This window comes from Nocardia sp. NBC_01327 (genome assembly GCF_035958815.1).
Lineage (GTDB): Bacteria > Actinomycetota > Actinomycetes > Mycobacteriales > Mycobacteriaceae > Nocardia.
Genome location: NZ_CP108383.1, coordinates 7,028,171 through 7,040,807, shown reverse-complemented (window position 1 = coordinate 7,040,807; position 12,637 = coordinate 7,028,171). Strand labels below are relative to the sequence as shown.

Below are 12,637 nucleotides of genomic sequence, written 5' to 3'. Positions count from 1 at the left end.
GGCGAATGCCGATGCCCGCCGGGGCCGGCGCTGGGTGCTGCACATCGATATGGACGCGTTCTACGCCTCGGTCGAACAGCTGACCAGGCCGACTCTGCGTGGACGGCCGGTGCTCGTCGGCGGAATGGGCGGCCGCGGGGTGGTGGCGGGCGCGAGTTATGAAGCGCGCGTGTTCGGGGCGCGCTCGGCCATGCCCATGCATCAGGCCCGCCGGCTGGTGGGTGCGAACGGGGTGGTGGTGCCCCCGCGCGGTGTCGTCTACGCCGAACTCAGCGGGCAGGTGTTCGAGGCGTTGCGCTCACGTATTCCGGTGCTGGAGACGCTCTCGTTCGACGAGGCGTTCGGCGAGCCCGCCGAATTGGCCGGGGCCACCTCCGCCGAGGTGCTCGAATTCTGCGAGCAGTTGCGCGCCCTGGTGCGCGAACGCACCGGTCTGGTGGCCTCGGTGGGTGCGGGCAGCGGGAAGCAGCTCGCCAAGATCGCCTCCGATATGGCGAAACCCGATGGGGTGCGGGTGGTCTCGCCCGCCGAGCAGCTGCAGTTTCTCGCCGCGCTGCCCGTGCGGCGGCTCTGGGGCATCGGCCCGGTCGCCGAAAGTCGTTTGCGCTCAATGGGAATCGAGACAGTCGGGGCATTCGCGGCGCTGCCCGAGACCGAGGCGGCCTCGATTCTCGGTAGCGCCGTGGGCATTGCGCTGCATCGGCTGGCGCGCGGCATCGACGATCGGCCCGTCGCCGAGCGCGCGGAGGCCAAACAGATCAGCGCCGAGACCACCTACGAGACCGATATCGTCACGCTGGCTCAGCTCCGCCCGGCGATCGAGGCCATGGCGGTGTCCGCGCACCGGCGCCTCATCGCGGACGGCCGCGCGGCCCGCACGGTGGTGCTCAAGCTGAAAAGGGCCGATATGAGCATTGTGACCCGCTCCTCCACGCTGCCCTATGCCACCGAGGAGCTGGCCACGCTCACCGCGGCCGCGCAGCGCTCGGCCATCGATCCGGCGGAATTGGGGTCCATCCGCCTGGTGGGTGTGGGTTTCGCCGGACTGTCGGAGATTCGGCAGGAATCGCTGTTCCCGGAGCTGGACCAGGCCGTCGACCCCATTGCCGAATCGGTGTCCGAGGAGCCCACGCTCGGACTGGCCGTCGCGCCGGATCCGGTGGTGCCGCCCGCCGCCCGCTCCTACGGCACCGCGAGCTGGTATCCCGGCTTGGATGTGGCGCACACCGAATTCGGGCACGGCTGGGTGCAGGGCGCCGGGCACGGGGTGGTGACGGTCCGATTCGAGACCCGCTCCACCGGAACGGGTCCGGCGCGTACCTTCGCGGCTACCGATACCGCGCTGACCCGCGCCGATCCGCTCGAGAGTCTGCGCTGAGGCCCGCCAAGGCTTTTCGGTCCGGAAGTAAGGGACGAATGCGGCGATTATGAGGATTCGGACTGAAAGTGCCTTCGCAGCGTGTTCGGAGGCGGCTTCTCGCGGATGTCGTTGGTAGCCTCTGTGTCGTCGTGCAGCGTCGCCGGTCGGGTGTAGCTGTCACGTTGTCGAACGGACCTACTCGAACGCAAAGGACGAGCAGTTGAAGCTTCAGAAGACTGGACGCATCACGGTCGCCGCACTGGCCGTCGTTACCGTACTCGGGCTGTCGGCGTGTGGCAGCGGTGACAAGCCGGGCACCAAGGTCACCCACACCACCAGCGCCGCGAGCACCTCGGCCGCCCAGAACTTCCCGCCGGCCCCGACCGCGGCGGACCTCAACACCCAGCTGCAGAAGGCCCTCGATCCGTCCATCCCGGATTCCGAGAAGCTGGACATGATGCAGGGCGTGCAGGCGGACCCGAGCCTCCCGAACCGGCTGGCCGACGCCTACAAGCAGAACAACGCCACCATCACGGTCACCAATGTGACCGACCTCGGCAACGGCACCATCACCGCCGACGCCCAGGCGTCGATCAATGGCGGCGCGCCGCAGCAGATGGTTGTGCCCTTCGTGGCCGAAGACGGCAAGTGGAAGGTCCAGAAGGAGTGGATCTGCAACACGCTGTCGCTCGCGAACCAGACCTCCCCGGCCTGCACCTAAATCTTCCCGAACGGGCCCGGCGCTCCACTGGAGTGCCGGGCCCGTTCGCGTGTGCGGGCCCCGGGACCCTCGCCGTGACCTGGGCGATTTGAGTGGTTCGGTGACCGTGGCGCGGAAGGTGCGGAGCGCCGCTTAGGATCGGCGATCGTGACCGACGTGATGGAGAAGGCGGGGCAGGATTCCGCCGGACGAGCTGGACCCGAAACCGTGCGAGGCAGACCCGGGGGATGGGAACGGCCGCTTGCCCTGATCGCAGGTCTGATCGCAGTGGTGTGCGCGGTGGCGGTGCCGCTGTTGCCGGTGCGGGTGGATGCCGCGACACTCTCTTGGCCACAAGGTGATTCGGCGCGCAGCGTGGAGGCTCCGCTGGTCTCGTACGCGCCCTTGACTTTCGACGCCACCATTCCGTGTTCGGCTGTGGCGCAGCTCGGTTCGCACGGCGGGACCTTGATCGCGACCGGTCCCAACGGCGCCCCCAATCTGGAGCGATACGGTTTTGTCGCGCGAGTGACCGCGGTCACCACCGCTGCCGACGGAACGACCACGCCCAGCAAACTCGAAGCGGTACTGCACAATCAGTCCCTGCTGAGCGTCCCGGTGGATGAGCTCCCGCCCGGCTGCGCGCTCACCGTGCACACCGAAATGGCCAAGGCCACACTGGCTCTCACCGGCTCCAGCGTGACCCCGGTCACTCTCACCGGTGACTACCGCCCGCAGCTGGTCGGCATTTTCAGCGATCTGACCGCACCGGACGGCACCACGGTCACCGCCCAGGTCGACAGTCGCTTCTCCGCGCACCCGACCCTGGTGAAGCGCCTGGCCATGTGGACGGCGGTGCTGGGCACGCTGCTCGCACTGTTCGCCCTCTACCGCCTGGACCGCCGCGACGGCCGCCGCGCCCGGCGCTTCCTGCCGCAGCGCTGGTGGAGCTTCACCGCCGTGGACGCCACGGTGCTGGGCACCCTGGTGCTGTGGCATTTCATCGGTTCCACCACCTCCGATGACGGCTACCAGTTCGGCATGGCCCGCACCTCCATAGGCGCCGGCTATATGGCCAACTACTTCGCCTACTTCGGCGTCCCCGAGAACCCGGTCGGCACACCGTATTACGACCTGATCGGCCGTCTGGCCGAGATCAGCGTCGCGAGCCCGTTCGTCCGACTACCCGCCCTGCTGGCCGGATTCGTCTGCTGGCTGGCGATCAGCAAAGAGGTCATTCCCCGCCTGGGTGCGCGCATCAGCCGCAATCGGGTCGCGGTGTGGACGGGTGCGCTGGGCTTCCTGGCGGTCTGGATGCCGTACAACAACGGCCTGCGCCCCGAGGCCATGGTGGGCCTGGCCGTCCTGCTGACCTGGGTCTCGGTGGAGCGCTCGATCGCGACCCGGCGTCTGCTGCCCTACGGTGTCGCCATCGCCATCGGCGCTTTCGCCTGTACGGTCGGCCCGTCGGGCGTGATCTGTTTCGCACCGCTGCTGGCCGGTATCCGCCCGGTGTGGCGGGTGCTCGATACCCGGGCCGCCGCGCTGAGCAAGCCGACCGCCGCGAACGCCGGGGTGCTCACCGTGGTGCGCGCCCGCTTCCTCGCGTACCTCACCCTGTCGGCGCCGCTGGTCGCCGCCGGAACCGTGGTGCTGGTCGCCATGTTCGGCGTGCAGCCGCTCTCGTCCATGCTCCAGATGCAGCGCGTGCACTCCATCGTCGGCCCGGATGTGAAGTGGCCGGACGAATACCTGCGCTACCAGTACCTGTTCATGGACACCATCGACGGTTCGGTGGCCCGCCGCTTCGGCATGTTCATGCTCTGGCTGGGCATCGCGGCCGTCGCACTGGTGTTGCTGCGCAAGGGCGGCCGGATTCCCACCGTGGCCTCCGGTCCGGCACGACGCGTGCTCGGCAGCACCGTCGGCGTGATCCTGCTGATGATGACCACGCCGACCAAGTGGACGCACCACAACGGCATCTACGCCGGACTGGCCGGTGTGGTCGCGGTGCTGGCGGCGGTGGCGCTGGGCCCGAAGGTCATGCGCTCGCCCCGCAATCGCGCGCTCTTCGCCTCTGTTGTCGCCTTCGCGCTGGCCATCACCTTCTCCAGCATCAACGGCTGGTGGTACGTCTCCAACTACGGCATTCCGTGGAACGACAAGCCGGTGGTGATCGCCGGTATCGGCCTGAACAAGGTCTTCCTGCTCGCCGCGCTGGCGCTGCTCGCGCTGGCCGGCTGGTGGCATGTGCGCGCGCCCGATCCGGCGACCGCCCCGCACCGCATTTCCCGGCAGGCCTGGCGACTGACCTCCATCCCGCCCCTGACCGTGGTCGCCGCGTTCATGGTGCTGTTCGAGGTCGCCTCGTTCGCCAAGGCCGCGGCCGCGCAGGGCCCGGCGTTCTCCCTGGCCCGCTCGAATGTGGCTGCGGCAATGGGTGAACCGTGCGGTCTGGCCCGCGATGTCCTGGTGGAAACCGATCCGAACGCGGGCCTGCTAGCGCCGCTGACCGGTGACGCCTTCAGCACCTTCTCTGCCGACGCCAAGGGTTTCACCCCCACCGGTGTCGCCGGCGATATGACCGCCGACGACGAGGTCGACACCAGTGCCATCACCACGGCGCTGAACAATAAGTCCACCGCCGGAGAAACCGGAACCACCACGGCCGCACTGCCGTTCGGCCTGGACCCCGCCCGGGTGCCGGTGCTGGGTTCCAGCGGGACCACCGAATCCATCGCCTCCCTCACCACCGGCTGGTACCGGCTCCCCGATACCGCCCACCGCGGCGGCATCATCTCCATCGCCGCCGCCGGCCGCATTCGCTCCGTCGACAAGGACGGCATCGTCACCCCCGGCCAGTCCGTCGAAATCGAATACGGTACAGCCGATCCCGCGGGCGAGGCGCAGCCGCAGGGCCGGGTCACGCCGATCGATATCGGCCCGTCGCCGACCTGGCGCAATCTGCGGGTGCCGTTCACCGATATCCCGGCCGATGCCACCGTGGTCCGCCTGGTCGCCACCGATCGCGACCGTGATCCGAAGCAGTGGGTCGCCCTGACCCCGCCGCGCGTCCCGCAGACCCGCATCCTGCAGGATCTGATCGGCTCCACGCAGCCGGTGCTGCTGGATTGGGCTGTCGGCCTGCAATTCCCGTGCCAGCGCCCGTTCGATCACAAGGTCGGCATCGCCGAGGTGCCGGGCTACCGGATCCTGCCCGATCGCGGCGGCGCGAAGGATACGAACGCCTGGGAGAGCCATGAGGGCGGCGGTCCGCTGGGCTGGAGCTCCATGCTGCTGCGCCCGCACACCCTCGCGACCTACCTGAACCAGGACTGGCGCCGGGATTGGGGTGAGCTGCAACAGTTCTCGCGCATCGACGACACCGCCATCCGCGCGCTCCCGAGGGTCACCCCGGAGACGCACTCGGCCCTGTCGAGTCCCGGTCCGATCAATGTGACCGGCTGGCAGTAGTCCGGAAACACCACGCCCCCGCTTCGAATTCGAGGCGGGGGCGCAGTCATATCCGGACGGCGGTGCGCGGTCATATCCGGCCGAGGGAGGCGCGGTCGTCTGTGGACGGCTCGCGGCGGGCGCGTCCGTCATCGAGGCTACGGCCCGGCGTCGCCGCGCAGCTTGTGCACCTGCGCGTCGGTCAGCGCGCTGAGCTGTTGCGGATCAGGCTCTTTCGTGCTGGACATGGCCAGCTGCACGACGGTGGAACCCACCACGGTGATGCTCACCGCCGTGTACAGCGTGAGCCCCTGGCTGGTGGTGTGCACCCGGAACCCGAACGATCCGTCCCCGGCGGTCGGCTGATCCAGTCCGCCGACCTGGAATTGCACCTTCGACCCGTCGGTATCGGTGCTGGAATACGTTTCGCACTGCCGCAGCAGCGTCTGCGCCGCCGAGAACGCCTGCGCCGCTCCGTCGTTCGCATAGGCCGCGGAATCGATATCGATGCTGTCGAAGTCCGGTCCGCCGTACTGCGCGGCCGCCCGGGTGACGGCGTTCGGCGCCTGTTCGGCAATGGGCGCCAGCACTTTCGCGCACTGTGCGGGTGTGGTGCGCGCACCCGCGCCGGTGGTGCTGCCCGGCGCCGGATCACCGAGCGAGGAGTACCCGCTGGGCAGCTGCGGCACATCGAGCAGCTGGGCGCGCAGCGTGATCACATCGGGTATCGCCGGGGCGACCGTGGCCTTGGGCTGCACGGTCGGCCCCAGCGTCGGCAGTGCGGGCGCGGCGGAATCGTGGGAACCACAGGCGGATACGGCAGCGGTACTCAGCAGCAGCACGAGCGCGGTCCGCCCGCGCCGCCGCCGGGGTGTGGTGGTGGATGCGGTCACCGCGCCATCATGCCCGGCAGGCCGTGCGGTGGTCGGCGCCGCCACGCGGGTCAGGAACCCCACTGCACCTGGGTGCGCAGCGTCTGGCTCAGCGTCACCGAACTGCTGGGATCGCGGTAGGTCTGATTGCCGCCGACTTCGACCTGCCCCGAAACGGGCAGCGGCAGACCGAGATCCACATCGATGGTCCCGGTGCCGTGCATGAGGTAGTCCACGATCTCCAGCTGCCCGGCCTGATTGGGCAGCCGCCACACGGTGGTCTCCGGGGTCTGCACCACATCGAGCTCGATGGTGAGCAGATTGCCGTCGCGGCGGGTGAGCGTCGCGGTGGTCACCTGCTCGAGCGGCACGCTGCCGGAAACCTGCTGGCGCACCGTCCACACCGCGCCCACCCCGACCGGATCGTCCGGGAACGCGATGGACTGGTACACCGCCTGATAGAACGCCTGCTCCAGCGCCGCGCGGGCGGCATCGGAGGTGGCGGGCTTGGGCGCCATCCGCAGCGCGGTGATCGCACCCACATCGCTGATATCGAAGCCGGCGTGCGAGCCGTCCGCGGGCAGCAGGGCCTTGGCCAGCGCCGGATCGGGCGAGGTGACGGTGCCGAGAGTCAGCTCCACACCGTCGCTGCCCGCCTGCGCGGTGAGCGGAATGGTCACGGCGGGCGGGGAGAAATCACGCACCGCCTGCGCATTGATCTGCTGTTCGATGTGGTGGTCGGTGCGCAGCGTCACCTGCTGGGTGGTGCCCTGTTCGAGCGCGGGCCGCAGTGCGGAGCGCGGTTCGGCGCCCGGATCGACAATGGTGGTGGTCACCGCCGCGATGGGCATGGTGACCTCTTTGCCGATGCCGAGCGGTTCCGCACTGTCGGATTCGGCGGCGCCCTCGGTGTGGTCGCTGCAGCCGACTCCGAAGGCGGAAAGCGTCACCGCGAGCACTAGCAGCAGGACACCGGATCGGGTGCTGCGCAGTCCCGGTCGAGGCCGGCCGGGTGAGCCGGAACAGGGTGCGGTGGCGTTCGCCGAGCTGGGGGATGAAGACAACACCGTCACGTCGAACAGGTTACGACCACTTCCTGATAATCAGCTTGGGAAGCGGCCGCGCCGTCCGGCCATCGGGCGCTGGATAGTCATAGGGAATGATGTGACCCGTGAGTACCGACCGGCCGCGCGAATCCGGCATTGAGGAACCAGACGAGTCGCCCGCCGACAGCGCACCCGTCGGCGCCCCGCCGGAGCCGGCTTCCGCCGCTGATCCGGACCCCTCAGCCGAGCCGGAGACGTCCGCGCGACCGCTGCGTCTGCGCATCCTGCTGCTTGTCGCCGTGGTGGCGCTCGGCCTGGATCTGCTGACCAAGACGATCGTGGTCGCGAAGCTGACCCCGGGCGATCCGGTCTATCTGATCGGCCAGTCGGTGCGCTTCGCGCTGGTGCGCAATCCGGGCGCCGCATTCTCGATGGCGACCGGTATGACCTGGTTGCTCACGCTGGTGGCCGCCGCGGTGGTGATCGGCGTGGTCCGGATCGGCCGCACCATGCGCTCGCTGCCGTGGGCCGTCGGCCTGGGTCTGGTGCTCGGCGGTGCGCTGGGCAATCTGATCGACCGGTTGTTCCGGGCGCCGGGGCCGCTGCAGGGGCATGTGGTGGATTTTGTGGCGGTCGGCTGGTGGCCGGTGTTCAATGTCGCCGATTCGGCGATCGTCTGCGGCGCGGTCCTGCTGGTGGCGCTGACCGTGTTCGGTTTCGAACCGGACGGGACGCGCATGCACCGGCACATGGCGGACGACAATGCGGAGGAGAAGAGCGTATGAGGGAAACCCGCAGTATGCCGGTGCCGGACGGACTGGACGGAATGCGAGTCGATTCCGGACTGTCCCGGCTGCTCGGCCTGTCGCGCACGGCGGTGGTCGCCATGACCGAGGACGGCTCGGTACAGCTCGACGGGGTGGCGGCAGGCAAATCCGACCGGCTGAACGCGGGCTCCTGGCTCGAGGTCGAATTCCCCGAGCCCAAGCGGGAACTCGCCATCGAGGCGACTCCCGTCGACGGGATGAAGATCCTCTACGCCGATGACGACATCGTGGCCGTGGACAAGCCGGTCGGCGTGGCCGCGCACACCGGCGTCGGCTGGACCGGCCCGACCGTGGTCGGCGGGCTCGTCGCCATGGGCTACCGCATCTCCACCTCCGGCGCGCACGAGCGCCAGGGCATTGTGCACCGCCTGGATGTCGGCACCTCCGGGGTCATGGTGGTCGCGCAGTCCGAGCGCGCGTACACGGTGCTCAAGCGCGCCTTCAAGGAGCGCACCGTGGACAAGCGCTATCACGCTCTGGTGCAGGGACATCCGGATCCGAGCAGCGGCACCATCGACGCCCCGATCGGCCGGGCCCGCGGCAATGCCTGGAAGTTCGCGGTCACCGCGGACGGCCGCCCGAGCGTCACGCACTACGACACCATCGAGGCCTTCCAGTCCGCGAGCCTGCTGGACGTCCATCTGGAAACCGGTCGCACACACCAGATTCGCGTGCACTTCTCCGCCGTCCGCCACCCCTGCTGCGGTGACCTCACCTACGGCGCCGACCCGCGCATCGCCGAACGCCTGGGCCTGGAACGTCAGTGGCTGCACGCCAAACAACTCGGCTTCAACCACCCCGCCGACGGCCGCTGGATCGAGATCACCAGCGAATACCCCGCCGACCTCGCCCACGCCCTGGAAGTCCTGCGCGCCTAGCTCGCCGGCGGCAATACAGTGCGGCATCGCCCGCCGTTCGAGGAGGAGCGCGTGCAGGACAGTGCCGCGGACCGCGGGCCGGAACCTGCGCACGGGCCGGACGCTGGGGCTGCGCCCGGGCTGGACTCCGCAGCGGATCCGGGGTCGGAACCTGTGCCCGGGCCGGTCGCTGGGGCTGCGCCCGGGCCGGACTCCGCAACGGATCCGGGGTCGGAACCTGCGCTCGGGCCGGTCGCTGGGGCTGTGCCCGGGCCGGACTCCGCAACGGACCCTGGGTCGGCCACCGAGGTGGACAACGGACCGGACGCCGCACCGAAGCGCGAGGTGGAGGGTGCGGCTGGCTCCATTCCGACGTGCGAAGCCATTTCGACGCGCGACACCACTCGGCGGCGGCTCGGAATCGGGCTTGCCGCAGCGGCTTTCGTGATCTTGATTGTGCTGCTCGGCTGGGCGATTCCGCCCCGCCCCGCGATCATTTCCTCCGATCGCCTCGGCCCGGAGAACAGTGAGCCCGTTGCCGAGTACCTGGCGCGTGCGCGAAATACGCTGGCGGGCAGCGATACCGATGCGCATTGGGCGTTGCTCTCCTTCACCGCGGGCATCGGCGCCGATCGCATTCCCGAATTCGCCGGGGAGCTGCGCGTTTCCGAGGCGCTCTACCATGTGCCGATCGATCGGGTGGCGACGCCGATCGTGCAGATCCCGCTACCGGCGGGCGGTCCGGTCGCCGTGGCCTCGCAGCGCGCGGCGGCGGGCACGGTGTGGGCCATGAGCGCCGATAGCGATCGGGCCGAGCGTGTTCGGCGGGTGACGTACGCGCGGCTGTCCGCCGATTGCCCCTGCCTGGTCGGCCTCGTGGCGCAGGCCACCCTGCCGCAGCTGCGAAACCTGGCCGCCCTGCCCGGAGTTCGGGCGATCGAGGCCCTGCCCGCCGATGCGTCCGCCGGCGTCTTCGCGCTGTCCCCGCTGCTGCCCGAGCAGCAGGACCTCGCCGACTTCGGCCCGGATGACGGTCCGGTGCCGGACAACTGAGTCCGCGGGGTCTCGGCTATCGGCCCGCATCATGTTTGCTGAGATGACCATTCTGGCTATCTTTTGCCGGTGAGTATTGCATTCCGAAAGTTGTTTGTACCAAAAGGTATTGAATACCGAAAGGTATTATTGGCCGGTAGCCGGGGGAAATGCTGTGTGCCGTCTGAATTCTCGCGCATTCGCTGTACGCCGGGTCGCGGGCGTGTGTAGCGTCTTGAATTCGTAAAGGCTTATTAGATAAAGCGGTGGCGCGGTGATCGGTATTGACGGCTGCCTGCAGCGCATCATGGATATCCCCGGTGCGCGCAGTGTGACGCTGGTGGACGGTGCGAGCGGCTTGGCGATTGCCGGTGCGGGACGGCAGGATCCACTCGACCAACATGAAGACGCCGCAGCTAGCACCGATGTGGTGCGCGCGGTGCTCGGATGCCCGGCGCTGGCCAGTGGCCGCGAGGACGATGACATCTCCGAGATCATCGTCTGCGGGACCGGCGGGTACCACCTGCTGAATTTGATCAAGGGCGACTTCGAGGGCCGGCTGTTCGTGCACGTGCTCTTCGATGATGAGACCGGCAATCTCGGTATGGCCCGATTCCGACTGCGGGGAATACTCGCAGAATTGGGCGAGGGCGGGCATGAACGCTGAAGTCGCAAGTGAATTGCGGAGATTGGAAGACGAAGGCTCGACCGGAGTACTGCGCGCAGGGGATGGCGCGTTTCACTTCACCGAAGGCGCCATCGCCTGCGCCGATTGCCACCGGACTACTGGACTCGATCTGCTGGTGGTCGAGGCGGGTGTGGCGACCGCCGAACAGTGGCGGCTCGCCGCCGCCGGTGACCCGAGTCCGCTGCTGGCCTGCCCCCAACTCGAAACCCTCGCCGCGATCGCCGTTTTCGATGCCGCCTACTTCCTGCTGTCCGCACCCGAGGTCCTCGAATTCCGGCCCGCCCCGGCGCACTGGCTGGCCCCCGTCTGCCGGATCGCCCCGCGCGCCCTGGTGGACGAGTGCGCCCGCCGCGGCGATCCGCAGGCGGGCCCGTGGCCCATCACGCTCATCGACCGCGCGCCGGTGATCCCGGCCCGCCGGATCCGGCGGCAGCGCGTGGTGCTCACCGGCGGTCAGGCCGAGGTGCTGGCCGCCGCCGATGCGCAGCGCAGCATCACCGGTATCGCACGTGAGTTGGGCCGCACCACTTTCGGCTGTCTCACGGCGGTACGCGAACTCACCGCGGCCGGGCTCATCGAAGCCCCCGCCGCACCGCAGGCCCCACCCGAACGGCCTGTCCGCCTGCAGATCCAGCCGCCGCAGGGGCAGCTAGCGCAATCTCAGCCGTCCACCGAGGTGCAGACCGAGCGCCGGGTGGTACTTCCCCCGGCGCCGCTGCCGCGCCGCCGGGTGCGTTCGGCTGCCATGACATCCGCCCCGGACCGCTGGAAACCCATCGACCGTGAAGTGCTCGTCCGGGTCCGGACGGCACTGGAGGAGCTGGCGTGAACGTGCGAAAGCCGATTTCACGAAGGCCGTTTTCTCGAAAGAGACGGCTCGGCGGACGAAGTGGGAGGCGGCCTTGGAGGAGCTGGTGTGAGCGCGCGAAAGAAGCGGCTCGGCGAACTGATGGGAAGAAGGTCGACAAAGGTGGCGATGTCCGGACCGGAACCGAACACGATGCTACTGGCGCAGCTGAAATCGTTGCGGGACAGCGTCCCCCGACTGACCGGCGCGCTGATCGCATCCACCGACGGGCTGCTGATCGCGCACGATCTACCGGCGCACATAGAGCCCAGTGGCATGGCCGCGCTCACCGCGTCACAACTGTCGCTGTCGCACCGGCTGGCAACCACGGCGCACGGCGGCGGCTTCCACGAGGTCGTGGTGCACGGCTCCGGCGGATACGTGGTGATCTACGCGGCCGGGTGGACGGCCTCGCTGACGGTGCTGGCGGGCCCGGAGGTGAATGTGGGCCGCCTGCACCTGGAGTCGCGTCCGGTGGCGCGCGCCATCGCGGACCAATTGACGGCCCTGGCCGACGAGGCCAGGAAAGCCCCGAAGAAGAACACCGATTGAAAGGAACGGCCATGTCCAACATGGATATTGCGCTGAAGGACATGATGGTTGTCGACGGTGCGCTCGGCGCCGCCGTGGTCGACTACAACAGCGGTATGGCGCTCGGCATGCTCGGCAGCTCCAAGGCCTTGGATCTGCAGGTCGCCGCCGCGGGCAATACCGAGGTGGTGCGCGCCAAGATGCGCACCATCGAGCAGCTGGGCCTCAATGAGGAGGTCGAGGACATCCTCATCACGCTCTCCAGCCAGTACCACATCATCCGCCCCATGACCGGTCGCAAATCGAAGGGCCTGTTCCTCTATCTCGCCCTCGATCGCGGCCGCGCCAATCTCGCCATGGCCCGGCACCGCCTCAAGGGCATCGAGGAGGAGCTGGAGGTCTAACCAGCGCGGCCGGCGGCCTC

Annotated in this window: 12 protein-coding genes; 10 read left to right on the top strand and 2 right to left on the bottom strand. The window is 68.8% G+C overall.

The window, feature by feature from the left end:
* The first annotated feature begins 49 nt into the window (after nucleotides 1-49).
* The 3 genes from OG326_RS32510 to OG326_RS32500 all read left to right on the top strand — a co-directional run bounded on the left by OG326_RS32510 (nucleotide 50) and on the right by OG326_RS32500 (nucleotide 5,534).
* Nucleotides 50-1,378 carry a DNA polymerase IV gene (locus tag OG326_RS32510; RefSeq protein WP_442791072.1) on the top strand — a complete coding sequence of 443 codons (1,329 nt, stop codon included), beginning with the start codon at nucleotides 50-52 and terminating at the stop codon, nucleotides 1,376-1,378.
* Between the two features lie 202 nt (nucleotides 1,379-1,580).
* On the top strand, nucleotides 1,581-2,081 hold the full coding sequence (locus tag OG326_RS32505) for a hypothetical protein (RefSeq protein ID WP_327140945.1): 501 nt from the start codon (nucleotides 1,581-1,583) through the stop codon (nucleotides 2,079-2,081).
* A 159-nt stretch (nucleotides 2,082-2,240) separates the two neighbouring features.
* Nucleotides 2,241-5,534 (top strand): arabinosyltransferase domain-containing protein, encoded by a 3,294-nt coding sequence (locus tag OG326_RS32500; RefSeq protein WP_442791071.1) that lies wholly within the window; start codon nucleotides 2,241-2,243, stop codon nucleotides 5,532-5,534.
* Nucleotides 5,535-5,671: 137 nt separating this feature from the next.
* Here OG326_RS32500 and OG326_RS32495 read toward each other — a convergent pair whose 3' ends face one another.
* Together OG326_RS32495 and OG326_RS32490 are read right to left on the bottom strand one after the other, a co-directional pair.
* On the bottom strand, nucleotides 5,672-6,406 hold the full coding sequence (locus OG326_RS32495; protein WP_327140943.1) for a hypothetical protein: 735 nt from the start codon (nucleotides 6,404-6,406) through the stop codon (nucleotides 5,672-5,674).
* 50 nt (nucleotides 6,407-6,456) lie between these two features.
* The gene (locus OG326_RS32490) at nucleotides 6,457-7,458 is read right to left on the bottom strand and encodes a hypothetical protein (protein WP_327140942.1); all 1,002 of its coding nucleotides are present in this window, start codon (nucleotides 7,456-7,458) and stop codon (nucleotides 6,457-6,459) included.
* Nucleotides 7,459-7,556: 98 nt separating this feature from the next.
* Between OG326_RS32490 and lspA the strand changes: the two genes are divergently transcribed.
* From lspA to OG326_RS32455, 7 genes are all read left to right on the top strand, one after another.
* Nucleotides 7,557-8,216 (top strand): signal peptidase II, encoded by a 660-nt coding sequence (lspA, locus tag OG326_RS32485; protein ID WP_327140941.1) that lies wholly within the window; start codon nucleotides 7,557-7,559, stop codon nucleotides 8,214-8,216.
* Complete coding sequence (locus OG326_RS32480; RefSeq protein ID WP_327140940.1) at nucleotides 8,213-9,136, top strand: RluA family pseudouridine synthase; 924 nt, start codon at nucleotides 8,213-8,215, stop codon at nucleotides 9,134-9,136. Before lspA ends, OG326_RS32480 begins: the two co-directional genes overlap by 4 nt.
* Nucleotides 9,137-9,424: 288 nt before the next feature.
* Nucleotides 9,425-10,168: a hypothetical protein gene (locus OG326_RS32475; protein WP_327140939.1), complete on the top strand. Its 744-nt coding sequence runs from the start codon at nucleotides 9,425-9,427 to the stop codon at nucleotides 10,166-10,168.
* Between the two features lie 253 nt (nucleotides 10,169-10,421).
* Nucleotides 10,422-10,814: a hypothetical protein gene (locus OG326_RS32470; protein ID WP_327140938.1), complete on the top strand. Its 393-nt coding sequence runs from the start codon at nucleotides 10,422-10,424 to the stop codon at nucleotides 10,812-10,814.
* On the top strand, nucleotides 10,804-11,664 hold the full coding sequence (locus OG326_RS32465; RefSeq protein ID WP_327140937.1) for a hypothetical protein: 861 nt from the start codon (nucleotides 10,804-10,806) through the stop codon (nucleotides 11,662-11,664). The genes OG326_RS32470 and OG326_RS32465 overlap by 11 nt, the downstream gene beginning before the upstream one ends.
* A 147-nt stretch (nucleotides 11,665-11,811) precedes the next feature.
* Entirely contained in the window at nucleotides 11,812-12,234 is a 423-nt protein-coding gene (locus tag OG326_RS32460; RefSeq protein ID WP_327140936.1) for a roadblock/LC7 domain-containing protein, read from the top strand.
* A gap of 11 nt (nucleotides 12,235-12,245) precedes the next feature.
* A complete protein-coding gene (locus OG326_RS32455; RefSeq protein WP_327140935.1) occupies nucleotides 12,246-12,617 on the top strand; it encodes a hypothetical protein in 372 nt (123 codons plus the stop codon).
* Nucleotides 12,618-12,637: the final 20 nt, after the last annotated feature.

Excerpts from the sequence above, each read along its gene's own strand:
- OG326_RS32500 (WP_442791071.1), top strand. The coding sequence starts at position 2,241 with ATGGAGAAGGCGGGGCAGGATTCCGCCGGACGAGCTGGACCCGAAACC.
- OG326_RS32460 (WP_327140936.1), top strand. The coding sequence starts at position 11,812 with ATGTCCGGACCGGAACCGAACACGATGCTACTGGCGCAGCTGAAATCG.
- OG326_RS32465 (WP_327140937.1), top strand. The coding sequence starts at position 10,804 with ATGAACGCTGAAGTCGCAAGTGAATTGCGGAGATTGGAAGACGAAGGC.
- OG326_RS32455 (WP_327140935.1), top strand. The coding sequence starts at position 12,246 with ATGTCCAACATGGATATTGCGCTGAAGGACATGATGGTTGTCGACGGT.
- OG326_RS32480 (WP_327140940.1), top strand. The coding sequence starts at position 8,213 with ATGAGGGAAACCCGCAGTATGCCGGTGCCGGACGGACTGGACGGAATG.
- OG326_RS32510 (WP_442791072.1), top strand. The coding sequence starts at position 50 with ATGGACGCGTTCTACGCCTCGGTCGAACAGCTGACCAGGCCGACTCTG.